This is a genomic window from Pseudomonas sp. GW823-FHT02F05 (assembly GCF_058797315.1).
The window spans coordinates 120,460-143,928 of sequence record NZ_JBXAJM010000007.1 but is presented as its reverse complement, the minus strand read 5'-3'; the positions used below and the strand labels follow the sequence as shown (position 1 = coordinate 143,928).

General features: G+C 60.6%; 23 protein-coding genes. 19 read left to right on the top strand and 4 right to left on the bottom strand.

All coding sequences use genetic code 11. The features are described 5' to 3' along the window. The first annotated feature begins 16 nt into the window (after positions 1-16). The 17 genes from AC1RAC_RS10945 (at position 17) to nuoN (ending at position 19,978) form a co-directional block, all read left to right on the top strand. Positions 17-1,183: a ribosomal protein uL16 3-hydroxylase gene (locus AC1RAC_RS10945; protein ID WP_014718907.1), complete on the top strand. Its 1,167-nt coding sequence runs from the start codon at positions 17-19 to the stop codon at positions 1,181-1,183. Continuing rightward, the gene (locus AC1RAC_RS10940; protein WP_089042246.1) at positions 1,176-1,598 is read left to right on the top strand and encodes a GNAT family N-acetyltransferase; all 423 of its coding nucleotides are present in this window, start codon (positions 1,176-1,178) and stop codon (positions 1,596-1,598) included. Before AC1RAC_RS10945 ends, AC1RAC_RS10940 begins: the two co-directional genes overlap by 8 nt. 226 nt (positions 1,599-1,824) lie before the next feature. Beyond that, entirely contained in the window at positions 1,825-2,562 is a 738-nt protein-coding gene (locus AC1RAC_RS10935) for a secretin N-terminal domain-containing protein (protein WP_014718909.1), read from the top strand. Between the two features lie 493 nt (positions 2,563-3,055). Beyond that, entirely contained in the window at positions 3,056-4,381 is a 1,326-nt protein-coding gene (gene aceA / locus AC1RAC_RS10930) for an isocitrate lyase (protein WP_003174717.1), read from the top strand. Between the two features lie 642 nt (positions 4,382-5,023). Next, positions 5,024-5,437, top strand: a complete 414-nt coding sequence (locus AC1RAC_RS10925; RefSeq protein WP_003192109.1) for an NADH-quinone oxidoreductase subunit A — start codon at positions 5,024-5,026, stop codon at positions 5,435-5,437. A gap of 10 nt (positions 5,438-5,447) precedes the next feature. Further along, a complete protein-coding gene (locus AC1RAC_RS10920) occupies positions 5,448-6,122 on the top strand; it encodes a NuoB/complex I 20 kDa subunit family protein (RefSeq protein ID WP_003174719.1) in 675 nt (224 codons plus the stop codon). A 72-nt stretch (positions 6,123-6,194) separates the two neighbouring features. Then, positions 6,195-7,979, top strand: coding sequence for an NADH-quinone oxidoreductase subunit C/D (nuoC, locus tag AC1RAC_RS10915; RefSeq protein WP_003192111.1), 1,785 nt, complete (start codon positions 6,195-6,197; stop codon positions 7,977-7,979). Positions 7,980-7,981: 2 nt separating this feature from the next. Next, on the top strand, positions 7,982-8,479 hold the full coding sequence (gene nuoE / locus AC1RAC_RS10910; RefSeq protein ID WP_003174721.1) for an NADH-quinone oxidoreductase subunit NuoE: 498 nt from the start codon (positions 7,982-7,984) through the stop codon (positions 8,477-8,479). After that, positions 8,476-9,831, top strand: a complete 1,356-nt coding sequence (gene nuoF, locus AC1RAC_RS10905; RefSeq protein WP_032896666.1) for an NADH-quinone oxidoreductase subunit NuoF — start codon at positions 8,476-8,478, stop codon at positions 9,829-9,831. Before nuoE ends, nuoF begins: the two co-directional genes overlap by 4 nt. Positions 9,832-9,966: 135 nt before the next feature. Next, positions 9,967-12,681 carry an NADH-quinone oxidoreductase subunit NuoG gene (nuoG, locus tag AC1RAC_RS10900; RefSeq protein ID WP_492616570.1) on the top strand — a complete coding sequence of 905 codons (2,715 nt, stop codon included), beginning with the start codon at positions 9,967-9,969 and terminating at the stop codon, positions 12,679-12,681. Next, complete coding sequence (nuoH, locus tag AC1RAC_RS10895; protein ID WP_003174724.1) at positions 12,678-13,685, top strand: NADH-quinone oxidoreductase subunit NuoH; 1,008 nt, start codon at positions 12,678-12,680, stop codon at positions 13,683-13,685. The genes nuoG and nuoH overlap by 4 nt, the downstream gene beginning before the upstream one ends. A gap of 11 nt (positions 13,686-13,696) precedes the next feature. Then, a complete protein-coding gene (gene nuoI, locus AC1RAC_RS10890; RefSeq protein ID WP_003174725.1) occupies positions 13,697-14,245 on the top strand; it encodes an NADH-quinone oxidoreductase subunit NuoI in 549 nt (182 codons plus the stop codon). A gap of 9 nt (positions 14,246-14,254) precedes the next feature. Then, on the top strand, positions 14,255-14,758 hold the full coding sequence (nuoJ, locus tag AC1RAC_RS10885; protein WP_003174726.1) for an NADH-quinone oxidoreductase subunit J: 504 nt from the start codon (positions 14,255-14,257) through the stop codon (positions 14,756-14,758). 2 nt (positions 14,759-14,760) lie between these two features. Continuing rightward, the gene (gene nuoK / locus AC1RAC_RS10880) at positions 14,761-15,069 is read left to right on the top strand and encodes an NADH-quinone oxidoreductase subunit NuoK (RefSeq protein WP_003174727.1); all 309 of its coding nucleotides are present in this window, start codon (positions 14,761-14,763) and stop codon (positions 15,067-15,069) included. Continuing rightward, positions 15,066-16,919, top strand: coding sequence for an NADH-quinone oxidoreductase subunit L (gene nuoL / locus AC1RAC_RS10875; RefSeq protein ID WP_014718912.1), 1,854 nt, complete (start codon positions 15,066-15,068; stop codon positions 16,917-16,919). Before nuoK ends, nuoL begins: the two co-directional genes overlap by 4 nt. 55 nt (positions 16,920-16,974) lie before the next feature. After that, complete coding sequence (nuoM, locus tag AC1RAC_RS10870; protein WP_014718913.1) at positions 16,975-18,507, top strand: NADH-quinone oxidoreductase subunit M; 1,533 nt, start codon at positions 16,975-16,977, stop codon at positions 18,505-18,507. Positions 18,508-18,514: 7 nt separating this feature from the next. Then, entirely contained in the window at positions 18,515-19,978 is a 1,464-nt protein-coding gene (nuoN, locus tag AC1RAC_RS10865; protein WP_003174731.1) for an NADH-quinone oxidoreductase subunit NuoN, read from the top strand. A gap of 349 nt (positions 19,979-20,327) precedes the next feature. Here nuoN and AC1RAC_RS10860 read toward each other — a convergent pair whose 3' ends face one another. Both AC1RAC_RS10860 and AC1RAC_RS10855 read right to left on the bottom strand, forming a co-directional pair. Further along, positions 20,328-21,080, bottom strand: coding sequence for an outer membrane beta-barrel protein (locus tag AC1RAC_RS10860; protein WP_492616569.1), 753 nt, complete (start codon positions 21,078-21,080; stop codon positions 20,328-20,330). A gap of 125 nt (positions 21,081-21,205) precedes the next feature. Continuing rightward, entirely contained in the window at positions 21,206-22,039 is an 834-nt protein-coding gene (locus AC1RAC_RS10855; RefSeq protein WP_492616568.1) for an arylamine N-acetyltransferase family protein, read from the bottom strand. 120 nt (positions 22,040-22,159) lie between these two features. On the opposite strand from AC1RAC_RS10855, the gene AC1RAC_RS10850 reads away from it, so the two are divergent. After that, the gene (locus AC1RAC_RS10850; protein WP_003192128.1) at positions 22,160-22,396 is read left to right on the top strand and encodes a DUF6555 family protein; all 237 of its coding nucleotides are present in this window, start codon (positions 22,160-22,162) and stop codon (positions 22,394-22,396) included. A 30-nt stretch (positions 22,397-22,426) separates the two neighbouring features. Here the strand turns inward: AC1RAC_RS10850 and AC1RAC_RS10845 are convergent, their stop codons facing one another. After that, complete coding sequence (locus AC1RAC_RS10845; protein WP_032902837.1) at positions 22,427-22,627, bottom strand: DUF6021 family protein; 201 nt, start codon at positions 22,625-22,627, stop codon at positions 22,427-22,429. Between the two features lie 12 nt (positions 22,628-22,639). Next, positions 22,640-22,819 (bottom strand): hypothetical protein, encoded by a 180-nt coding sequence (locus tag AC1RAC_RS10840; protein WP_057974912.1) that lies wholly within the window; start codon positions 22,817-22,819, stop codon positions 22,640-22,642. 114 nt (positions 22,820-22,933) lie between these two features. Here AC1RAC_RS10840 and AC1RAC_RS10835 point away from each other — a divergent pair, with 114 nt between their 5' ends. Continuing rightward, positions 22,934-23,455, top strand: coding sequence for a DUF3087 family protein (locus AC1RAC_RS10835; protein WP_054917278.1), 522 nt, complete (start codon positions 22,934-22,936; stop codon positions 23,453-23,455). Positions 23,456-23,469: the final 14 nt, after the last annotated feature.

Here is a 23,469-nt window from a genome sequence, read left to right as displayed (position 1 = left end):
TTTCAATAGGTTACACATGAATCCTGATATCCCTCTTCAACTTCTGGGCGGCATCACGGCACGGGAATTCCTGCGCGACTACTGGCAGAAAAAACCGCTGCTGATCCGCCAGGCCATCCCTGACTTCGAAAGCCCGATCGACGCCGACGAACTGGCAGGCCTGGCCCTGGAAGAAGAAGTCGAGTCGCGCCTGGTGATCGAACACGGCGAGCGCCCGTGGGAACTGCGTCGCGGCCCGTTCGCCGAAGACGCTTTCAGCACCCTGCCCGAGCGCGAGTGGACCCTGCTGGTGCAGGCAGTCGACCAGTTCGTGCCGGAGGTGGCTGAGCTGCTGGAGCACTTCCGCTTCCTGCCGAGCTGGCGTATCGATGATGTGATGATCAGCTTCGCCGCGCCGGGTGGCAGCGTCGGTCCGCATTTCGATAACTACGATGTGTTCCTGCTGCAAGCCCAGGGCAAGCGCAACTGGAAGATCGGCCAGATGTGCAATTCCGAAAGCCCGTTACTGCAACACGCCGACCTGCGCATCCTCGCCGAATTCGAAGAAAGCGCCGAATGGGTGCTCGAACCGGGCGACATGCTCTACCTGCCGCCGCGCCTGGCCCATTTCGGTATTGCCGAAGACGACTGCATGACCTATTCCGTAGGTTTCCGTGCACCGAGCGCCGCTGAAGTGCTGACCCACTTCACCGACTTCCTCAGCCAGTACCTGACCGACGAAGAGCGCTACACCGACGCCGACGCCCAGCCGGTCAGCGACCCGCACCAGATCCAGGGCGACGCACTGGACCGCCTCAAGGGCCTGCTCGCCGAGCACATGAGCGATGAGCGCATGCTGCTGACCTGGTTCGGCCAGTTCATGACCGAGCCACGCTACCCGGAACTGGTGGCCGGCGAAGAGTTGGGCGAAGAAGACTTCATCAACAGCCTGCAAGACGGCGCGATCCTGGTGCGCAACCCGAGCGCACGCCTGGCCTGGTCCGAAGTGGACGACGACGTACTGCTGTTCGCCAGCGGCCAGAGCCGTTACCTGCCGGGCAAACTGCGTGAACTGTTGAAGCTGGTGTGCTCGGCCGATGCACTGCACAGCGAAAACCTGGGCGAGTGGCTGGCCGACGAAGACGGTCGCGACCTGCTGTGCGAACTGGTCAAGCAAGGCAGCCTGGGGTTCGCGGATGAATAAAATTCACGTAAGTGTCGCGGACTGGCGAAAGGATATCGACGAGATTCGGCGCATTCGTGAAGCGGTATTCATCGCTGAACAATCGGTCCCGCCTGAATTGGAGTGGGACGCGGACGATGCCGATGCGGTGCACTTTCTGGCGTTCGAAGGTGATTTCCCGATCGGCACCGCTCGGCTGTTGCCCAGCGGCGAAATCGGGCGCGTTTCGGTACTCAAGGACTGGCGTGGGCTGAAGGTGGGCGACAAGCTGATGGAAGCGGTGATCGGCGTGGCCGAGAAGCGCGGCCAGACCCGGCAATTCCTAAGTGCGCAGGTGTATGCGGCGCCGTTCTACGAGCGCTTGGGCTTCAGGATCGTCAGTGATGAATTCCTGGAAGTCGGGATTCCGCATGTGGATATGGTGCGCGGGGACTGATCCGAGACCGCGTCGCCTGCATCGCAGGCAAGCCAGCTCCCACACTGACCACATTCCAAAGGTTGTACTCGGTCAAGTGTGGGAGCTGGCTTGCCTGCGATAGCTATTTCAGCAACACCACAAATGCCCTGCCTGCCAGGGCATTTTGCCGTCTACGATTCAACTTGCGACCCACCAGGCCGACAAACTGGCACTATCAAGCAAATGAACCGCAGAGATAACGGACATGTCCCTACGCACCCTGCTCACCGCCCTCGTGATGACCGTCAGCGCTTGCGCCATGGCCGCCACTGAAGTCGTCAACCTGAACAACCGCACCAGCGCCGACCTGCTGCCCGTGGCGCAGAACTTCATTGGCAAGGACGGCACCGTCAGCGCCTACGGCAACCAGCTTATCGTCAACGCTGAGCCCGCCAGGATCGAGGGCTTGCGCGCACTGCTCGGCCAATTGGATACACCGGCCAAACGCCTGCTGATCACCGTCGATACCAACGAGAACAACCAGCAGAACAGCGGTGACAGCCAGACGCGCATCATCAGCTACGGCACTGCCAGCCGCGACGGTGGCGTGCAGCAGATCCAGGCCAGCGAAGGCGTGCCTGCGCTGATCCAGGTCGGCCAGAGCGTACCGCTGACCACCACGCAACAGGACAGCTATGGCCGTCTGCAAAACCAGACCCAGTATCGCAACGTCACCCAGGGTTTTTACGTGACCGCCAGCGTCACTGGCGAAACCGTACACTTGGCCATCAGTACCAACCGTGACCGCATGAGCCAGGAACGTCCCGATGTAGTGAACGTGCAAAGCACCGACACAACTGTCAGCGGCCGCCTGGGCGAATGGATTCCCCTGGCCGGCATCAATCGTGAAACCCAGGCGGACAAATCCTCTACAACCCGCAGCTACTCTACTCAGGGCCGCGATGACCTGACTTTACGGGTCAAGGTCGACACCCTGAACTGAAGCACCGAAAACTGACTGGCAAGTCGCATTAGACTAAAGATGTAGTGCCAGAAAAAAAGCACTACAAAACATTTGACGAGCCAAAAAAGCATGGGCATGATGGCCTCGCTCCCGCTAATCAGGGGCCCTGGCAAGGGCCTTCGGATCGCCGCTCTAAGCTACCCACCTGAGCCGATTCGTGTCTGTACCGCCCACAAGGTGTGTTTGACGTTGGTTGCGACTGGAACGAAGTTGTCCCGAGGGACGGAAGCTAACCAGGTAACCCGGCTACACACTGATGGATCGTACAAAGGCCCACGACGCCCGAAGACCGTTCGCAGTTTGCCCTTACCTGCTCAACTCCCCCTTGAGCCCCATCGTTCATCCCGTCGCCTACCTCCGTCAGATTTGACTTGAACCCCTGAGCTTCTGGTCAGCGAGCAATCCTACCCAGGCAACGAATGCCGGGCTGGCAAACGGATACTTCAAACAAGACGCGACGAGGTTTTTCCCCATGGCACTGACACGCGAACAGCAAATTGCAGCCCTTGAAAAAGACTGGGCTGAAAACCCACGCTGGAAAGGCGTGACCCGCGCTTATTCCGCTGCTGACGTCGTCCGCCTGCGTGGCTCGGTCCAACCTGAGCACACCTTTGCAAAACTCGGCGCCGAGAAGCTGTGGAACCTGGTCACTCAGGGTGCCAAGCCTTCTTTCCGTCCCGACAAAGATTTCGTCAACTGCATGGGCGCCCTCACTGGCGGCCAGGCAGTCCAGCAGGTAAAAGCCGGTATCCAGGCGATCTACCTGTCCGGTTGGCAAGTGGCAGCGGACAACAACTCCGCTGAATCCATGTACCCCGACCAATCGCTGTATCCGGTGGACTCGGTACCAACCGTGGTCAAGCGCATCAACAACTCGTTCCGTCGTGCCGACCAGATCCAGTGGAAAGCCGGCAAGAACCCAGGCGATGAAGGCTACATCGACTACTTCGCGCCAATCGTGGCAGACGCCGAAGCCGGTTTCGGTGGCGTACTCAACGCCTACGAGCTGATGAAGAGCATGATCGAGGCAGGCGCTGCCGGCGTGCACTTCGAAGACCAGCTGGCTTCGGTGAAAAAATGCGGCCACATGGGTGGCAAGGTACTGGTACCGACCCAGGAAGCTGTACAGAAGCTGACCGCCGCTCGCCTGGCCGCTGACGTTGCCGGTACACCGACCATCATCCTGGCCCGTACCGACGCCAACGCGGCAGACTTGCTGACCTCGGACTGCGACCCGTACGACCAGCCGTTCGTGACTGGCGAACGCACCCAGGAAGGCTTCTATAAAGTGCGCGCCGGTCTGGACCAGGCGATCGCCCGTGGCCTGGCCTACGCGCCGTACGCCGACCTGATCTGGTGCGAAACCGCCAAGCCAGACCTGGACGAAGCCCGTCGTTTCGCCGAAGCGATCAAGAAGGAATACCCGGACCAACTGCTGTCCTACAACTGCTCGCCTTCTTTCAACTGGAAGAAGAACCTGGACGACGCGACCATCGCCAAGTTCCAGCGCGAACTGTCGGCAATGGGCTACAAGCACCAGTTCATCACCCTGGCCGGCATTCACAACATGTGGCACAGCATGTTCAACCTGGCGCACGACTACGCCCGCAACGACATGACGGCCTACGTGAAGCTGCAGGAGCAGGAATTCGCTGACGCCGCCAAAGGCTACACCTTCGTGGCGCACCAGCAGGAAGTAGGCACCGGTTACTTCGACGACATGACCACCGTGATCCAGGGCGGCACCTCGTCCGTGACCGCGCTGACCGGTTCGACCGAAGAAGAGCAGTTCCACTAAGTACCGCGTACACGGCCACTGCGGCCCCAAGGAAGACCTAACCGCAGTGCCGCGCAACAATCACGCCCCGACTGGTTCGGGGCGTTTTTTTGCCTAGGAATCACCGAAAATCAAGGGTGGGAGCTGGCTTGCCTGCGATGGCGGTGGGTCAGAGGCAGGTGTTTCAGCTGATCCGCGGCCATCGCAGGCAAGCCAGCTCCCACATTGACCGCGCCCTATCCATAGTTTTTTGCTAAAAACATTGATCCAGAGCGGTATCCGCGCACACCCGATCGGTTAAAAGAACCGTGGCGACAACTAAGCCACACTCAAGCAAGTAACGGTAACTTCCCGCGCCACATGAGAAACACTCGCTTACACCCCTCGCAAACAATATTCATTATCATTTGGCACCCGAAAACTTCGTTACAGCTTAAACAAAACATAATTGATGAAAAGCCCGCTAATGCCCACACCACAAGGGCTACAGCCCCAAGAAGGTGCACTATGTGCTTATTCCACCGAATAATTTCGCCCTGGGAATTTTACTTGCCCGGTGTTTAGCCATAAAATCACCGCGATTGATTGCAGTGCGACATATCGTCACTGCATCGTTACTTTTTCGAGCTCAGAGACCTTTGCTCTCTGTTAAGGATTTCCAGCATGACCGACGCGACAGGACTCATGGCCCACAACTGGGGCTTTGCCATTTTCCTTCTCGGTGTTGTAGGCCTCTGCGCCTTCATGCTCGGCGTGTCCAGCCTCCTCGGGTCAAAAGCCTGGGGCCGCAGCAAAAACGAACCGTTCGAATCCGGCATGCTGCCTACAGGTGGCGCCCGCTTGCGGCTCTCAGCCAAATTCTATCTGGTCGCGATGTTGTTCGTGATCTTCGATATCGAAGCCCTCTTTCTCTTTGCATGGTCTGTGTCCGTCCGCGAAAGCGGCTGGACCGGATTCGTCGAAGCTCTCGTTTTCATAGCAATTCTGTTGGCAGGTCTTGTCTACCTGTTCCGAGTGGGCGCCCTTGACTGGGCTCCGGAAGCTCGTCGCAAGCGGCAAGCGAAGCTGAAACAATGAGGCTTTGGCAATGCAATACAATCTCACCAGGATCGACCCGGATGCTCCTAACGAGCAGTACCCCATCGGCGAACGAGAAACCGTTTCCGACCCGTTAGAAGACCAAGTCCACAAAAACATCTACATGGGCAAGCTGGAAGACGTGCTGAGTGGCGCGGTCAACTGGGGGCGTAAAAACTCCCTGTGGCCGTACAACTTCGGCCTTTCGTGCTGCTACGTGGAAATGACCACCGCCTTCACGGCGCCCCACGACATCGCGCGCTTTGGCGCCGAAGTTATCCGGGCCTCGCCGCGCCAGGCGGATTTCATGGTTATCGCCGGTACCTGCTTTATCAAGATGGCGCCGATCATCCAGCGTCTCTATGAGCAAATGCTCGAGCCGAAATGGGTTATCTCCATGGGTTCGTGCGCCAACTCCGGTGGCATGTACGACATCTACTCGGTCGTTCAAGGGGTGGACAAGTTCCTGCCCGTGGACGTCTACGTGCCTGGCTGCCCGCCCCGTCCCGAAGCGTTCCTGCAAGGCTTGATGTTGTTGCAGGAATCGATTGGCAAGGAGCGTCGCCCACTGTCCTGGGTGGTCGGTGATCAAGGCGTTTATCGCGCCGAGATGCCGTCTCAAAAGGAACAGCGCCGCGAACAGCGAATCGCAGTCACCAACCTGCGCAGCCCCGACGAAGTCTGATCCAGCACCGCTTCTTTTATAGAACGAAAACCTGGCTTCATTCTTTACGTTGACCGAAAGCGATAAAAAACCATGACTACAGGCAGTGCTCTGTACATCCCGCCTTACAAGGCAGACGACCAGGATGTGGTTGTCGAACTCAATAACCGTTTTGGCCCTGACGCCTTCACCGCCCAGGCCACACGCACCGGTATGCCGGTGCTGTGGGTGGCGCGTGCCAGGCTCGTCGAAGTCCTGACCTTCCTGCGCAACCTGCCCAAGCCGTACGTCATGCTCTATGACCTGCATGGCGTGGACGAGCGTCTGCGCACCAAGCGCCAGGGCCTGCCGAGCGGTGCCGATTTCACCGTGTTCTACCACCTGATGTCGCTGGAACGTAACAGCGATGTGATGATCAAGGTCGCGCTGAGCGAGAGCGACCTGAGCATCCCGACCGTCACCGGTATCTGGCCGAACGCCAGCTGGTACGAGCGTGAAGTCTGGGACATGTTCGGTATCGACTTCCCGGGCCACCCGCACCTGACGCGCATCATGATGCCGCCGACCTGGGAAGGTCACCCGCTGCGCAAGGACTTCCCTGCCCGCGCCACCGAATTCGACCCGTTCAGCCTCAACCTGGCCAAGCAGCAGCTAGAAGAAGAGGCGGCGCGCTTCCGCCCCGAAGACTGGGGCATGAAGCGTTCCGGCACCAACGAGGACTACATGTTCCTCAACCTGGGCCCGAACCACCCTTCGGCTCACGGTGCCTTCCGTATCATCCTGCAACTGGACGGCGAAGAGATCGTCGACTGCGTCCCGGACATCGGTTACCACCACCGTGGCGCCGAGAAGATGGCCGAGCGCCAGTCCTGGCACAGCTTCATCCCGTACACCGACCGTATCGACTACCTCGGCGGCGTGATGAACAACCTGCCGTACGTGCTCTCGGTCGAGAAGCTGGCCGGCATCAAGGTGCCGGACCGCGTCGACACCATCCGCATCATGATGGCCGAGTTCTTCCGCATCACCAGCCACCTGCTGTTCCTGGGTACCTATATCCAGGACGTCGGCGCCATGACCCCGGTGTTCTTCACCTTCACCGACCGTCAGCGCGCCTACAAGGTCATCGAAGCCATCACCGGTTTCCGCCTGCACCCGGCCTGGTACCGCATCGGCGGCGTGGCCCACGACCTGCCGAACGGCTGGGAACGCCTGGTCAAGGAATTCATCGACTGGATGCCCAAGCGCCTGGACGAGTACCAGAAAGCCGCCCTGGACAACAGCATCCTCAAAGGCCGCACCATCGGCGTCGCGCAGTACAACACCAAAGAGGCCCTGGAATGGGGCGTCACCGGTGCTGGCCTGCGTTCCACCGGTTGCGACTTCGACCTGCGTAAAGCGCGCCCGTACTCCGGCTACGAGAACTTCGAGTTCGAAGTACCGCTGGCGGCCAATGGCGATGCCTACGACCGTTGCATCGTGCGCGTCGAAGAAATGCGCCAGAGCCTGAAGATCATCGAGCAGTGCATGCGCAACATGCCGGCCGGCCCGTACAAGGCGGATCACCCGCTGACCACGCCGCCGCCCAAAGAGCGCACGCTGCAACACATCGAAACCCTCATCACGCACTTCCTGCAGGTTTCGTGGGGCCCGGTGATGCCGGCCAACGAATCCTTCCAGATGATCGAAGCGACCAAGGGTATCAACAGTTATTACCTGACGAGCGATGGCGGCACCATGAGCTACCGCACCCGGATTCGTACCCCAAGTTTTGCCCACTTGCAGCAGATCCCTTCGGTGATCAAAGGCGAGATGGTCGCGGACTTGATTGCGTACCTGGGTAGTATCGATTTCGTTATGGCCGACGTGGACCGCTAAGCATGAACAGCACGCTTATCCAGACAGACCGTTTCACCTTGAGTGAAACCGAGCGCTCGGCCATCGAGCACGAGCTGCATCACTACGAAGACCCGCGCGCGGCGTCTATCGAAGCCCTGAAGATCGTCCAGAAGGAACGTGGCTGGGTGCCAGACGGCGCCCTCTACGCCATCGGCGAGATCCTCGGCATCCCCGCCAGTGACGTTGAAGGCGTGGCGACGTTCTACAGCCAGATCTTCCGCCAGCCGGTTGGCCGCCACATCATTCGCGTGTGCGACAGCATGGTCTGCTACATCGGTGGCCATGAGTCGGTGGTCAGCGAGATCCAGAACAAGCTGGGCATCGGCCTCGGCCAGACCACCCCGGACGGCCGCTTCACGCTGCTGCCGGTGTGCTGCCTGGGCAACTGCGACAAGGCGCCGGCGTTGATGATCGACGACGACACATTCGGTGACGTGCAGCCCGCTGGCGTCACCCAATTGCTCGAGGGCTACCCATGACCCTGACTTCCTTCGGCCCGGCCAACCTGATCAAGCGTTCGGCCGAGACTCACCCGCTGACTTGGCGCCTGCGTGACGACGGCGAGCCGGTATGGCTTGACGAATACCAGGCCAAGAACGGTTACGCCGCAGCGCGCAAAGCCTTCGCCGACATGGCCCAGGACGATATCGTCCAGACCGTGAAAGACGCCGGCCTCAAGGGTCGCGGCGGTGCAGGCTTCCCCACCGGCGTGAAGTGGGGCCTGATGCCCAAAGACGAATCCATCAATATCCGCTACCTGCTGTGCAACGCGGATGAAATGGAGCCGAACACCTGGAAAGACCGCATGCTGATGGAGCAACTGCCCCATCTGCTGATCGAAGGCATGCTGATCAGCGCCCGTGCGTTGAAAACCTACCGTGGCTACATCTTCCTGCGTGGCGAGTACACCACCGCCGCCAAGCACCTCAACCGTGCCGTGGAAGAAGCCAAGGCCGCAGGCCTGCTGGGCAAGAACATCCTCGGTTCCGGTTTCGACTTCGAACTGTTCGTGCACACCGGGGCCGGGCGTTATATCTGCGGCGAAGAAACCGCACTGATCAACTCCCTCGAAGGCCGCCGCGCCAACCCACGCTCCAAGCCGCCCTTCCCCGCCGCCGTGGGCGTGTGGGGCAAGCCGACCTGCGTGAACAACGTCGAGACCCTGTGCAACGTGCCGGCGATCATCGCCGACGGCGTGGACTGGTACAAATCCCTGGCCCGCGAAGGCAGCGAAGACATGGGCACCAAGCTCATGGGTTTCTCCGGCAAGGTCAAGAACCCTGGCCTGTGGGAACTGCCGTTTGGCGTGACCGCGCGCGAGCTGTTCGAGGACTACGCCGGCGGCATGCGCGACGGCTACACCTTGAAAGCCTGGCAGCCAGGTGGCGCCGGCACCGGTTTCCTGCTCCCTGAGCATCTGGATGCACAAATGTATGCCGGCGGCATCGGCAAGGTGGGCACCCGCATGGGTACCGGCCTGGCGATGGCGGTGGACAACACGGTGAACATGGTCTCGTTGCTGCGCAACATGGAGCAGTTCTTCGCCCGCGAGTCCTGCGGTTTCTGCACCCCCTGCCGCGACGGTTTGCCGTGGAGCGTCAAGCTGCTGATGGCCCTGGAAAATGGCGAAGGCCGCGAGGGTGATATCGAAACCCTGCTGGGCCTGGTCGGTTTCCTCGGCCCAGGCAAGACTTTCTGTGCTCACGCACCGGGCGCCGTGGAGCCATTGGGCAGCGCAATCAAATACTTCCGCTCGGAGTTCGAAGCCGGCATCGCGCCCACCAGCGCCGCCGTCCCGCCTCTGGCAAAGCCGATCGTAGTCGGCGCGTAACGCTTAAACAGGCGAAGGGTCCGTGCCCTTCGCCTGCTCATGTGCTGACGCCTTCAAGGCTGTGTAGATGCACATGAATAACAAGATTCCATTAGCCACGCCCGCTGACAACGGGCCAACGAAGAACTTTGAACCATGGCCACTATCCACGTAGACGGCAAAGCGCTCGAAGTCGATGGGGCGGACAACCTGTTACAGGCATGTCTGTCACTCGGCCTCGACATCCCGTATTTCTGCTGGCACCCCGCTCTCGGTAGCGTCGGTGCCTGTCGCCAGTGTGCGGTCAAGCAATACACAGACGAAAACGACACCCGTGGTCGTATCGTCATGTCCTGCATGACCCCAGCCACCGACAACACCTGGATCTCCATCGACGATGAAGAATCCAAGGCGTTCCGCGCCAGCGTTGTCGAATGGCTGATGACCAACCACCCCCACGACTGCCCGGTCTGTGAGGAAGGCGGTCACTGCCACCTGCAAGACATGACGGTGATGACTGGCCACAACGAGCGCCGTTATCGCTTCACCAAGCGTACCCACCAGAACCAGGACCTCGGCCCGTTCATTTCCCACGAAATGAACCGCTGCATCGCCTGCTACCGCTGCGTGCGCTTCTACAAGGACTACGCCGGCGGCACCGACCTGGGCGTATTCGGCGCCCACGACAACGTGTACTTCGGTCGCGTTGAAGACGGCGTGCTCGAAAGCGAATTCTCCGGCAACCTCACCGAGGTCTGCCCGACCGGTGTGTTCACCGACAAGACCCACTCCGAGCGCTACAACCGTAAGTGGGACATGCAATTTGCGCCGAGCATCTGCCATGGCTGCTCCAGCGGTTGCAACATCTCGCCGGGCGAGCGCTACGGTGAATTGCGCCGTATCGAAAACCGCTTCAACGGTTCGGTCAACCAGTACTTCCTGTGCGACCGTGGCCGCTTCGGCTATGGCTACGTAAACCGCGAAGACCGTCCGCGCCAGCCGCTGCTGGCCGATGGCGCCAAGCTGAGCCTGGACGCCGCGCTGGATAAAGCCGCCGACCTGTTGCGCGGGCGCACTATCGTCGGTATCGGTTCGCCACGCGCCAGCCTCGAAAGCAACTTCGCCTTGCGTGAACTGGTGGGTGCAGAGCATTTCTACAGCGGCATCGAAGCCGGTGAACTGGAGCGCATCCGCCTGGTCCTGCAAGTGCTGAACGACAGCCCGCTGCCAGTGCCGAACATGCGCGACATCGAAGACCACGATGCGATCTTCGTACTCGGTGAAGACCTGACCCAGACCGCTGCACGCATCGCGCTGTCACTGCGTCAGTCGGTCAAAGGCAAGGCCGAAGAAATGGCCGACGCCATGCGCGTACAGCCTTGGCTTGACGCCGCCGTGAAGAACATCGGCCAGCACGCGCTGAACCCGCTGTTTATCGCTTCCCTGGCTGAAACCAAGCTCGACGACATCGCTGAAGAATGCGTACACGCCGCGCCGGACGACCTGGCCCGCCTCGGTTTCGCCGTGGCCCACGCCCTCGACGCCAGCGCACCCGCCGTTGAAGGCCTGGACGCTGAAGCTACCGAGTTGGCTCAGCGCATTGCCGACGCCCTGCTGGCGGCCAAGCGCCCGCTGATCATTGCCGGTACCTCGTTGGGTTCCAAGGCGCTGATCGAAGCCGCCGCCAACATCGCCAAGGCCCTTAAGCTGCGCGACAAAAATGGCTCCATCAGCCTGGTGGTGCCGGAAGCCAACAGCCTGGGCCTGGCAATGCTCGGTGGCGAGTCCGTGGACGCGGCGCTGCAAGCGGTGATCGACGGCAACGCCGACGCCATCGTGGTGCTGGAAAACGACCTGTACACCCGCACCGCTGCCGCCAAGGTTGACGCGGCACTGGATGCTGCCAAGGTGCTGATCGTCGCCGACCACCAGAAGACTGCCACCAGCGACCGCGCCGACCTGGTGCTGCCAGCCGCCACCTTCGCCGAAGGCGACGGCACACTGGTCAGCCAGGAAGGCCGCGCCCAGCGCTTCTTCCAGGTGTTCGATCCGAAGTACATGGACGCCAGCATCCTGGTGCACGAAGGCTGGCGCTGGCTGCATGCCCTGCGCGCCACCCTGCTGAACCAGCCGATCGACTGGACCCAACTCGACCACGTGACCGCTGCCGCCGCCGCCAGCGCGCCGCAGCTTGCTCGTATCGTGGATGCCGCGCCGTCTGCCGCGTTCCGCATCAAGGGCCTGAAACTGGCACGTGAGCCGCTGCGTTACTCCGGTCGTACCGCCATGCGTGCTGACATCAGCGTGCACGAGCCACGTACCCCGCAAGACAACGACACCGCGTTTGCCTTCTCCATGGAAGGTTATTCGGGTTCGGCCGAACCCCGTCAGCAGGTGCCGTTTGCCTGGTCGCCGGGCTGGAACTCGCCGCAAGCCTGGAACAAGTTCCAGGACGAAGTCGGTGGTCACATCCGCGCTGGCGACCCGGGCACTCGCCTGATCGAAACCAGCGGTGACTCGCTGAACTGGTTCGCTGCGGTACCGCGTCCGTTCAACCCGGCGCCGGGCACCTGGCAAGTCGTGCCGTTCTTCCACCTGTTCGGCAGCGAAGAAACTTCTTCCAAGGCCGCGCCGGTTCAAGAGCGCATTCCTGCCGCCTATGTGTCCGTGGCCAAGTCCGAAGCCGACCGCCTGGGCGTCAACGACGGTGCCCTGCTCAGCCTCAACGTGGCCGGCCAGACCTTGCGTCTGCCGCTGCGTATCAACGATGAGTTGGGTGCCGGCCTGGTTGCACTGCCTAAAGGCATCGCCGGTATTCCGCCTGCCATTTTCGGCAAAACCGTTGACGGTCTGCAGGAGGCAGCGCAATGACTTGGTTCACGCCGGAAGTAATTGACGTGATCATCTCGGTGGTCAAGGCCATCGTGATCCTGTTGGCCGTGGTCGTCGCGGGCGCCCTGCTCAGCTTCGTCGAACGTCGCCTGCTGGGCTGGTGGCAGGACCGTTACGGTCCGAACCGCGTTGGCCCGTTCGGCATGTTCCAGATCGCTGCCGACATGCTGAAAATGTTCTTCAAGGAAGACTGGACCCCGCCGTTTGCCGACAAGGTGATCTTCACCCTGGCACCGGTGGTAGCCATGAGCGCCTTGCTGATTGCGTTTGCAATCATCCCGATCACCCCGACCTGGGGCGTGGCGGACCTGAACATCGGTTTGCTGTTCTTCTTCGCCATGGCCGGTTTGTCGGTATACGCGGTGCTGTTCGCCGGTTGGTCGAGCAACAACAAGTTCGCCCTGCTGGGCAGCTTGCGTGCCTCGGCCCAAACCGTATCCTATGAAGTGTTCATGGGGTTGGCACTGATGGGCATCGTGGTGCAGGTTGGCTCGTTCAACATGCGCGACATCGTCGAGTACCAGGCGCAGAACCTGTGGTTCATCATTCCGCAGTTCTTCGGCTTCTGCACCTTCTTCATCGCTGGCGTGGCCGTGACTCACCGTCACCCCTTCGACCAGCCGGAAGCGGAACAGGAACTGGCCGACGGTTACCACATTGAATATGCCGGTATGAAGTGGGGCATGTTCTTCGTCGGTGAGTACATCGGCATCATCTTGATCTCGGCCCTGCTAGTCACGCTGTTCTTCGGCGGCTGGCACGGTCCGTTCGGCATCCTGCCGCAGTTGGCCTTCTTCTGGTTCTTCCTGAAGACCGCGTTCTTCATCATGCTGTTCATCCTGCTGCGCGCCTCGATTCCGCGCCCGCGCTATGACCAGGTGATGGATTTCAGCTGGAGATTCTGCCTGCCGCTGACCCTGATCAATTTGCTGGTGACGGCTGCCGTCGTGTTGTTGAACACGCCCGCTGCCGCGGTTCAGTGAGGATTTGACCCATGTTCAAATATATTGGCGACATCGTTAAGGGTACCGGTACCCAGTTGCGAAGCCTGGTGATGGTGTTCGGTCACGGCTTTCGCAAACGCGACACCCTGCAATACCCCGAAGAAGCGGTGTACCTGCCGCCGCGCTATCGCGGCCGCATCGTACTGACCCGCGACCCCGACGGCGAAGAGCGTTGCGTAGCCTGCAACCTGTGCGCCGTGGCGTGCCCGGTGGGTTGCATTTCCCTGCAGAAAGCTGAAACCGAAGATGGTCGCTGGTACCCGGACTTCTTCCGCATCAACTTCTCGCGCTGCATTTTCTGCGGCCTCTGCGAGGAAGCTTGCCCGACCACCGCGATCCAGCTGACGCCGGATTTCGAGATGGCCGAGTTCAAACGTCAGGACCTGGTGTACGAGAAAGAAGATCTTTTGATCTCTGGTCCCGGTAAAAACCCTGATTACAACTTCTATCGTGTTGCAGGTATGGCCGTTGCCGGTAAGCCAAAAGGCGCCGCACAAAACGAAGCCGAGCCGATCAACGTGAAGAGCTTGCTGCCTTAAGGAAGAAAGATGGAATTCGCTTTCTATTTCGCATCGGGTATTGCAGTGGTGTCCACGCTTCGCGTGATCACCAACACTAACCCCGTGCACGCCCTGCTCTACCTGATCATTTCGCTGATCGCCGTGGCCATGACCTTTTTCAGCCTCGGCGCACCGTTCGCCGGTGTGCTGGAAGTGATCGCCTACGCCGGCGCCATCATGGTGCTGTTCGTGTTTGTGGTGATGATGCTCAACCTGGGGCCGGCTTCGGTCGCCCAGGAGCGCGTCTGGCTCAAGCCCGGCATCTGGCTCGGCCCGGTTGTCCTTGCAGCCCTGCTGCTGGGTGAACTGCTGTATGTGCTGTTCGCTCACCAGAGCGGCCAGGCCATCGGCCACACCACCGTAGACGCGAAAGCCGTGGGCATCAGCCTGTTCGGCCCGTACCTGCTGGTGGTCGAACTGGCTTCGATGCTGCTGCTCGCCGCAGCCATCACTGCCTTCCACTTGGGCCGCAACGAAGCCAAGGAGCAATGACGATGCCTGCTATCCCTTTGGAGCATGGTCTGGCGGTCGCCGGCATCCTGTTCTGCCTTGGCCTGGTCGGCCTGATGGTTCGCCGTAACATTCTGTTCGTGTTGATGAGCCTGGAAATCATGATGAACGCTGCGGCACTGGCGTTCATCGTGGCAGGCGCACGTTGGGGCCAGCCGGATGGGCAAGTGATGTTCATCCTGGTGATCAGCCTGGCAGCCGCCGAAGCCAGTATTGGCCTGGCGATCCTGCTGCAGCTGTATCGTCGCTTCCACACGCTTGATATCGACGCTGCCAGTGAGATGCGCGGATGAACATGATCTTTCTGACTTTCGTATTCCCCCTGATCGGTTTCCTGCTGCTGTCGTTCTCTCGCGGGCGCTGGTCGGAGAACCTCTCGGCCCTGATCGGCGTGGGCTCCATCGGCCTGTCGGCCATCGTGGCCGCCTACGTCATCTGGCAATTCAACGTGGCGCCGCCCGAAGGTGGTCACTACACCCTGGTGCTGTGGCAGTGGATGGCGGTCGAGGGCTTCAAGCCCAACTTCGCCCTCTACATCGACGGCCTGTCGATCACCATGCTCGGCGTGGTGGTGGGTGTGGGCTTCCTGATCCACCTGTTCGCGTCCTGGTACATGCGCGGTGAAGCGGGCTACTCGCGCTTCTTCTCGTACACCAACCTGTTTATCGCCAGCATGCTGTTCCTGGTGCTGGGCGATAACCTGTTGTTCCTGTACTTCGGCTGGGAAGGCGTGGGCCTGTGCTCGTACCTGTTGATCGGTTTCTACTACAGCAACCGCAACAACGGTAACGCAGCACTCAAGGCGTTTATCGTCACCCGCATCGGCGACGTGTTCATGGCCATCGGCCTGTTCATCCTGTTCCAACAGGTGGGCACGCTGAACATCCAGGAACTGCTGGTGCTGGCACCGCAGAAATTCCAGGTCGGCGACTTCTGGATCACCCTGGCTACCCTGATGCTGCTGGGTGGCGCCGTGGGTAAATCTGCGCAACTGCCGCTGCAAACCTGGCTGGCGGATGCAATGGCCGGTCCTACCCCGGTATCGGCACTGATCCACGCCGCCACCATGGTAACCGCCGGTGTCTACCTGATCGCCCGTACCCACGGCCTGTTCACCCTGGCGCCGGACATCCTGCACCTGGTGGGTATCGTCGGCGGCGTGACCCTGGTACTGGCCGGCTTCGCCGCGCTGGTGCAGACCGACATCAAGCGTATCCTCGCCTACTCGACCATGAGCCAGATCGGCTACATGTTCCTGGCCCTGGGCGTCGGCGCCTGGGACGCGGCGATCTTCCACCTGATGACCCACGCGTTCTTCAAGGCCCTGCTGTTCCTCGCCTCCGGCGCCGTGATCGTGGCCTGCCACCACGAGCAGAACATCTTCAAGATGGGCGGCCTGTGGAAGAAACTGCCACTGGCGTACGCCAGCTTCATCGTCGGTGGTGCCGCCCTGGCCGCCCTGCCGCTGGTAACCGCAGGCTTCTACTCCAAGGACGAAATCCTCTGGGAAGCTTTCGCCAGCGGTAACCAGAACCTGCTGTACGCAGGCCTGGTAGGTGCGTTCATGACCTCGCTGTACACCTTCCGCCTGATCTTCATCACCTTCCACGGTGAAGCCAAGACCGAAGCGCACGCAGGCCACGGCATCTCCCATTGGTTGCCACTGTCGGTGCTGATCATCCTGTCGACCTTCGTCGGTGCGATGATCACCCCGCCACTGCACGGTGTATTGCCACAAAGCGTCGGCCATGCCGGCGGCGAAGCCCAGCACAGCCTGGAAATCGCCTCGGGCGCCATCGCCATCGCCGGTATCCTGCTGGCGGCTCTGCTGTTCCTCGGCAAGCGTCGCTTCGTGACTGCCGTGGCCAACAGTGGCATTGGTCGCTTCCTGTCGGCCTGGTGGTTCGCTGCCTGGGGCTTCGATTGGATCTACGACAAACTGTTCGTCAAACCTTACCTTGCGATCAGCCACGTGCTGCGCAAAGACCCGCTCGACCAGACCATCGGTTTGATCCCGCGTGCCGCCAAGGCCGGTCACACCGCCCTGAGCCGCAGCGAGACCGGCCAATTGCGTTGGTATGCAGCGTCCATGGCGGCGGGTGCCGTTCTGGTGATCGGCGCCATCGTCGTGGTAGCGGTCTGACTATGTTTAAGTGCACTGCGTACTTTGCGAACTTGCGAAAGGAAACGAGCCCGTCATGATTCTGCCCTGGCTAATCCTGATCCCCTTTATCGGCGGCCTGCTCTGCTGGATGGGTGAACGCTTCGGCGCCACCCTCCCCCGCTGGATTGCGTTGCTGACCATGTCCCTGGAACTCGCGCTCGGCCTCTGGCTGTGGGCCCATGGTGACTATTCATTCGCTCCGGCACCGGGCGTCGATCCCACCTTTGCGCTTGAATTCAAGCACGTGTGGATCCAGCGCTTCGGCATCAACGTGCACCTGGCCCTCGACGGCCTGTCGCTGTTGATGATCCTGCTGACCGGCCTGCTGGGTATCCTCTCGGTACTCTGCTCCTGGAAAGAGATCCAGCGTCACGTGGGCTTCTTCCACCTGAACCTGATGTGGATCCTGGGCGGCGTTGTCGGCGTGTTCCTCGCCCTCGACCTGTTCATGTTCTTCTTCTTCTGGGAAATGATGCTGGTGCCGATGTACTTCCTCATCGCGCTCTGGGGTCACAGCTCTTCGGACGGCAAGAAAACCCGGATCTACGCAGCGACCAAGTTCTTCATCTTCACCCAGGCTTCCGGCCTGATCATGTTGGTGGCGATCCTGGGTCTGGTCCTGGTCAACTTCAACAACACCGGCGTGATTACCTTCAACTACGCCGACCTGTTGAAAACCAAGATGTCGCTGACCACCGAGTACGTGCTGATGCTGGGCTTCTTCATCGCCTTCGCGGTGAAGCTGCCGGTGGTGCCGTTCCACTCCTGGTTGCCTGACGCTCACGCCCAGGCGCCGACTGCCGGTTCCGTGGACCTGGCCGGTATCCTGTTGAAGACCGCTGCCTACGGCCTGCTGCGTTTCGCCCTGCCGCTGTTCCCGAATGCTTCGGCCGAATTCGCGCCGATTGCCATGACCCTGGGTCTGATCGGGATCTTCTACGGTGCGTTCCTGGCTTTCGCGCAAACCGACATCAAGCGTCTGATTGCCTTCTCGTCCGTTTCCCACATGGGTTTCGTACTGATCGGTATCTACTCCGGCAGCCAGCTGGCGTTGCAAGGCGCAGTGATCCAGATGTTGGCCCACGGTGTTTCTGCCGCTGCCCTCTTTATCCTCAGTGGTCAGTTGTACGAGCGCCTGCACACCCGTGACATGCGTGAAATGGGTGGTGTGTGGTCGCGCATCGCGTACCTGCCGGCGATCAGCCTGTTCTTCGCCGCCGCATCACTGGGCTTGCCGGGTACCGGTAACTTCATCGGCGAGTTCCTGATCCTGATGGGTGCCTTTGTGCAAACGCCGTGGATCAGCGCCATCGCCACCTCCGGCCTGGTGTTCGGTTCGGTCTACTCGCTGATCATGATCCACCGCGCCTATTTCGGCCCGGCCAAGTCCGACACCGTCCTGCAAGGGATGGATGCGCGCGAACTGATCATGGTGCTCGGCCTTGCGGTGTTGCTGATCTTCATCGGCGTGTACCCGCAACCGTTCCTGGACACTTCTGCCGCAACGATGCATGGCGTGCAGCAGTGGTTCGGCACCGCCTTCTCTCAACTCGCTTCGGCCCGGTAAGAGCGCTATGGAATTCACGATCCAACACTTTATCGCGCTTGCGCCGCTGCTGATTACCAGCCTCACCATCGTAGTGGTGATGCTGGCAATCGCCTGGCGCCGCAATCACTCGCAAACGTTCCTGCTGTCCTGCGCCGGGTTGAACCTGGCCCTGCTGTCGATCATCCCGGCCCTCAAGGTCGCGCCACTGGCAGTCACGCCATTGATGATGGTCGATGACTTCGCGCTGCTGTACATCGCCCTGATCCTGGTGGCGACCCTGGCCTGCGTCACCCTCGCCCACGCCTACCTCGGCGAAGGCGGCACCGGCTACCCGGGCAACCGCGAAGAGCTGTACCTGCTGATCCTGCTGGCTGCGGCCGGCGGTATCGTGCTGGTCAGCGCGCAGCACCTGGCGGGCCTGTTCATCGGCCTGGAACTGCTGTCGATCCCGACCTACGGCCTGGTGGCCTACGCCTTCTTCAACAAGCGCTCCTTGGAAGCCGGCATCAAGTACATGGTGCTGTCGGCCGCCGGTTCCGCGTTCCTGTTGTTCGGTATGGCCCTGCTCTACGCCGAAGCCGGCAGCCTGAGCTTCACCGGTATCGGCCACGCGCTGGCCGCCACCAACAGCCCGGCGCCGATTGCCCAACTGGGCCTGGCGATGATGCTGATCGGCCTGGCGTTCAAGCTGTCGTTGGTGCCGTTCCACCTGTGGACCCCGGACGTGTACGAAGGCGCCCCGGCGCCGGTGGCCGCGTTCCTGGCGACCGCGTCGAAAGTGGCCGTGTTTGCAGTGATGGTGCGTCTGTTCCAGATCTCCCCTGCCGCCAACACCGGCGTGCTGAGCAACGTGCTGACGGTGATCGCCATTGCGTCGATCCTGTTCGGTAACCTGCTGGCCCTGACCCAGAACAACCTCAAGCGTCTGCTGGGTTACTCGTCTATCGCCCACTTCGGCTACCTGCTGATCGCCCTGGTGGCGAGCAAAGGCCTGGCCGTGGAAGCCATCGGCGTGTACCTGGTCACCTACGTGATCACCAGCCTTGGTGCGTTCGGCGTCATCACCTTGATGTCGTCGCCGTACAAAGGCCGTGACGCCGACGCCCTGTACGAATACCGCGGCCTGTTCTGGCGCCGTCCGTACCTGACCGCCGTGCTCACCGTGATGATGCTGTCGTTGGCCGGTATTCCGCTGACGGCGGGCTTTATCGGCAAGTTCTACATCGTCGCGACCGGTGTCGAAGCCCACGAATGGTGGCTGGTTGCCTCGCTGGTACTGGGCAGCGCCATCGGCGTGTTCTACTACCTGCGCGTGATGGTCACCCTGTACCTGATCGAGCCAAACCTGCGCCGTGTGGATGCCGAGCTGCATTGGGAACAGAAGGCAGGCGGCGTCATGCTGCTGGCTATCGCCCTGCTCGCGTTCTTCCTGGGCGTGTACCCACAACCGTTGCTCACCCTGGTACAGCACGCGGTGCTGGGCGTTTGATCGCTTAGGTTGATGCAGTAAACAGAACGGCGCCTTTGGGCGCCGTTTTGCGTTTCAGGGGCGAGGTATTAGAGAGGCGGTGCATTCATCATCGCCTTCGCGGGCAAGCCCGCTCCCACATTTGGAATGCGTTCCCCTGTAGGAGCGAGCTTGCTCGCGAAAAACGTCGACGATAATGCGTGCTTCCTGAATAAACGCGGCGCCTGTGAGTTTTTCGCGAGCAAGCTCGCTCCTACATGCCCTCAATATACTGGCCCTCTTTGCCCATATTGTGGCTACAGATATAAAAACGCCTCGATTCACATCGAGGCGTTTGTGTTCAAACTTGCGGTTTGCCCGGGCGATAACCTTAGAACGCGATACCCACCTTGAAACCATACTCATCACGCTTGAGCTTGGTGTTGTCGGCCACATAGGAGTCGTTATCGAGCTTGTACTCGGTGCGGGTGTAGTACAGGCCCGCCATCACTGGCAGGTCACCCTTCTGGTTCATCAGCAGGCTGACTTCGGCGTAAGGGTTGGTGCGGTCCTTGAGGTCCACGCTGTCGCTGCCAACGCCGTCAACCTTGAGTTTGGCGCGGCCGTCGATGGTGTGACGGGCGCCGGCTTCAACGCGCAGGGTCATGTCATCGAACTGGTGGTTGTAGCCCAGGGCTGCCTTGGCAAACGGCGACTTATTGGTGAGCTTCATGTCGTAGCCATTGGTGTCCGGCTCGTAGCGGGTCCAGGTGTAGCCACCGCCCACGATCACATCGACGAAGTTGCGCGCGTCCAGCGCGGCGCGCCAGCCGAGGTCGAGGTCGGCCTGGCCTTCCTTGAGTTTGTTATCGCTTTTTTCGCCGTACTTGGCTTCGATACCGGCCTGGTAAATGAAGCCGGATTCGGCGGTGAGCTTGTTGCCGAAGTTGTAGAACAGGCCGGCTTCGGGCATGTGGTCCTTGTCGCTTTCGCTACCGCCTTCAAGTTTGAAGTCGTTGTAGCTGCCCATGATCCCGAACGTGGAAATCGGGTCGGTGGAAGGTGCTGCGAACACCACGCCAGGCGCAGCCACCAGGGCCAGCAACGAGGTGTTCTTGATGAGTTTTCCGAATAGTTTGGACATCGTTTTACATCTCCATTTTAAGGTGGGCAAAGTATTCAGGAATCGGTTCGAACCTTGGCGTTTGCAAAAAGTTCGAACTGATTTGCACCAAAACGGAGAAAAAACGGTTCAGCGAAGGCTCTATCTCAATACTCTTCGAGATCGGCCCTGATCAGGTGCTCAACCGCTTCGCGAAGTTGCGGCTGAGCCGGCAAACAAATGCCGAAGGTGTCGCGCAATAACGTCAGCAACTCATCAGCACTCTCCAGCTTGCGCTTCTCGCTGGGCCGATCCAGGTAATGAACCGCATAGCGGGCGTTTGCCAACGTATGGCGCCTGCCAGGCGCAAGCAACGCGGCTTTCAACTGCCCTACAAACGGGGAGCCTGGGTGCGTGGAGACATACCAGTTGCCGATTTCATAGTCGATGTCGGCCTGGGTTTGCAGATCGAACACGTACAGGCCACGCCACTCCTCGCCCACCTGCGCCCACAGCGTGTAGCTGCCGTGTTTGAGCGTCAGGCGATAAGGCTCATGAGCGGTGGCCTGGGGTGCGTCGTGGTCCAGTTGCAACGGGCTGCTGGGCACCATGCCGCCAAAACCGACATCGGTGATATAGCGCACGCCGTCGAGGGTCACCAAGCTCAAGCGATGGGTTCGCCCAGTGTGGGCGTCTGGTGGGCCGCCGATCACCACACGCCCGGTGATGCCACGGGCCTCGAAGCCCAGTTCCTGCAAGAGTGCCAGGAACAGCTGGTTCAACTCGTAGCAATAGCCGCCGCGCCCCTCGTGCAGCACCTTGCGCTCAACGCTGGGCAGGTCGATCGGTACCGGTGCATGCATCAACGTCGACAGGCTTTCAAAGGCAAAGCTGCACACATGGCGCAGTTGCAAGTCCCGCAGGGTTTGCAGGGTGGGCGGCGGTGGCGAGGCATAGCCCAGGCGTTGCAGGTACAGGCGGCTATCGGTGAGTGTGTGCATGGCACGGTCCTTGGGCGCGGGGCAAGAGCGTCACTATGCCGCGCCTCTGCGTGCGTTGTCATTTTGAATGAACCTTTTGGAGCGCCGGCCTATCCATCTATAACAAGATTGGGAGGCAGCATGAGTACCGCAAAAATCTACACCGTCCACTATCAGCTACACGGTAAACCCAAGTCTTTCGTGGTGCGCGCCGAAGTGATGAACAACGCCGAGGCCTGGCATTGGGCGGCCGTCGATGCCGACATTGCCCATGTCAGCCGCATCGGCCGCGTAGGTCACGAACAGGTGAAAAAGACCACCCGGCCCTGGGCGGAAAAATACGGTATCAGCGACGTCAGCTGGTCGCCACCCAGGTAAACAAAGCCCCGCATAACGGCGGGGCTCGGTTCATTGCTTCAAGTCGCCCAACGGATCGTAGGGCGGCTTTTTTTTCGCTGTCTCGTCGTCCTTTTTGTCCAACGGCGCAATAGCCGGGCCGATGGGATCGACCTGTGGGTCGGCTACATCCGGCGAATCCGGGTCGAAGCCCAGTTCATCCTTGCCACTGGCGTGTTCGTTGGAAGAGGGACCATCGGTAGGTTTGTTCATCATATTCTCCTGCTAAAGCGGGCGGGCTCTGTCGTGGAGGTTTTCCAGGTCTTCTTCGACGCGCTCGACATCGTTGTCCGGACTGCGCTCTTTGGGATCGTTGGGGCGCAACGCATCGTTATCACGCTCCTCCTCACCCGGCGTACGGTTCGGATCCGGTGTACCTGGGGGTGGCTGCTTGTGTTCAGACATGATGACTGACCTCATGAGGGGTTCACCATTTTAGAGAAACCGCCCCGCGCCATCGTTCAACTTCATTACGCCAGGCGTGAGAAGATGACCGCCCTTTTTGGAGACCTGCCCCGGATGTTCGAACTCAAACCCTGCGACCCCACTGCCTATCGCCAACAGACCCGCCGTAGCACGTTGATCGTCGCGGCGCTGTTCCTGGCCTTGGCCATGCTGCTGTCGAGCCTGGCGGTGATGCTGTTCGGTGAGCCTGGCGGTGACAATTTTCGCTTCAATGTCGGTGGCGTCTTCGCCGGGGTGTTGATCACGGTCGCGCTGGTGCGTGGCCCGTTCTGGAGCCAGGCCTGGTTGGCGCCGGCGGTGTATGGCTGGCAACTCAAGCGCAGCCTGATGAGCGTGACCAATGTGATGCACAAGGTCACCGAGCGGGTGCAAGCCAACGACCCCACTGCCATCAAGCTGTTGCGTTTCTATCACTTGGGGCTGACGCAGATGCACGAGCTGGACGCCAACTCCAGCGCCCAGGCGCAACTGGTCGGCGAAATCGAAGCACACAAGGCGAAGATGCACGCACTGGGGATCGACACCGAACAAACCCGGCTCGATCCCGCGTGGCTGGAAGCGCTCAAAAGCGCTTGAGGGAGCAGGCAAAA

What these genes read in the sequence shown, in the direction of transcription:
- nuoJ (WP_003174726.1), top strand. Translation starts at nt 14,255, where the DNA reads ATGGAATTCGCTTTCTATTTCGCATCGGGTATTGCAGTGGTGTCCACG.
- aceA (WP_003174717.1), top strand. Translation starts at nt 3,056, where the DNA reads ATGGCACTGACACGCGAACAGCAAATTGCAGCCCTTGAAAAAGACTGG.
- AC1RAC_RS10850 (WP_003192128.1), top strand. Translation starts at nt 22,160, where the DNA reads ATGAGTACCGCAAAAATCTACACCGTCCACTATCAGCTACACGGTAAA.
- nuoG (WP_492616570.1), top strand. Translation starts at nt 9,967, where the DNA reads ATGGCCACTATCCACGTAGACGGCAAAGCGCTCGAAGTCGATGGGGCG.
- AC1RAC_RS10935 (WP_014718909.1), top strand. Translation starts at nt 1,825, where the DNA reads ATGTCCCTACGCACCCTGCTCACCGCCCTCGTGATGACCGTCAGCGCT.
- nuoI (WP_003174725.1), top strand. Translation starts at nt 13,697, where the DNA reads ATGTTCAAATATATTGGCGACATCGTTAAGGGTACCGGTACCCAGTTG.
- nuoE (WP_003174721.1), top strand. Translation starts at nt 7,982, where the DNA reads ATGAACAGCACGCTTATCCAGACAGACCGTTTCACCTTGAGTGAAACC.
- AC1RAC_RS10845 (WP_032902837.1), bottom strand. Translation starts at nt 22,627, where the DNA reads ATGAACAAACCTACCGATGGTCCCTCTTCCAACGAACACGCCAGTGGC.
- AC1RAC_RS10860 (WP_492616569.1), bottom strand. Translation starts at nt 21,080, where the DNA reads ATGTCCAAACTATTCGGAAAACTCATCAAGAACACCTCGTTGCTGGCC.
- AC1RAC_RS10920 (WP_003174719.1), top strand. Translation starts at nt 5,448, where the DNA reads ATGCAATACAATCTCACCAGGATCGACCCGGATGCTCCTAACGAGCAG.
- nuoK (WP_003174727.1), top strand. Translation starts at nt 14,761, where the DNA reads ATGCCTGCTATCCCTTTGGAGCATGGTCTGGCGGTCGCCGGCATCCTG.
- AC1RAC_RS10945 (WP_014718907.1), top strand. Translation starts at nt 17, where the DNA reads ATGAATCCTGATATCCCTCTTCAACTTCTGGGCGGCATCACGGCACGG.
- nuoN (WP_003174731.1), top strand. Translation starts at nt 18,515, where the DNA reads ATGGAATTCACGATCCAACACTTTATCGCGCTTGCGCCGCTGCTGATT.
- AC1RAC_RS10840 (WP_057974912.1), bottom strand. Translation starts at nt 22,819, where the DNA reads ATGTCTGAACACAAGCAGCCACCCCCAGGTACACCGGATCCGAACCGT.
- nuoH (WP_003174724.1), top strand. Translation starts at nt 12,678, where the DNA reads ATGACTTGGTTCACGCCGGAAGTAATTGACGTGATCATCTCGGTGGTC.
- nuoL (WP_014718912.1), top strand. Translation starts at nt 15,066, where the DNA reads ATGAACATGATCTTTCTGACTTTCGTATTCCCCCTGATCGGTTTCCTG.
- AC1RAC_RS10940 (WP_089042246.1), top strand. Translation starts at nt 1,176, where the DNA reads ATGAATAAAATTCACGTAAGTGTCGCGGACTGGCGAAAGGATATCGAC.
- AC1RAC_RS10855 (WP_492616568.1), bottom strand. Translation starts at nt 22,039, where the DNA reads ATGCACACACTCACCGATAGCCGCCTGTACCTGCAACGCCTGGGCTAT.
- AC1RAC_RS10925 (WP_003192109.1), top strand. Translation starts at nt 5,024, where the DNA reads ATGACCGACGCGACAGGACTCATGGCCCACAACTGGGGCTTTGCCATT.
- AC1RAC_RS10835 (WP_054917278.1), top strand. Translation starts at nt 22,934, where the DNA reads ATGTTCGAACTCAAACCCTGCGACCCCACTGCCTATCGCCAACAGACC.
- nuoF (WP_032896666.1), top strand. Translation starts at nt 8,476, where the DNA reads ATGACCCTGACTTCCTTCGGCCCGGCCAACCTGATCAAGCGTTCGGCC.
- nuoM (WP_014718913.1), top strand. Translation starts at nt 16,975, where the DNA reads ATGATTCTGCCCTGGCTAATCCTGATCCCCTTTATCGGCGGCCTGCTC.
- nuoC (WP_003192111.1), top strand. Translation starts at nt 6,195, where the DNA reads ATGACTACAGGCAGTGCTCTGTACATCCCGCCTTACAAGGCAGACGAC.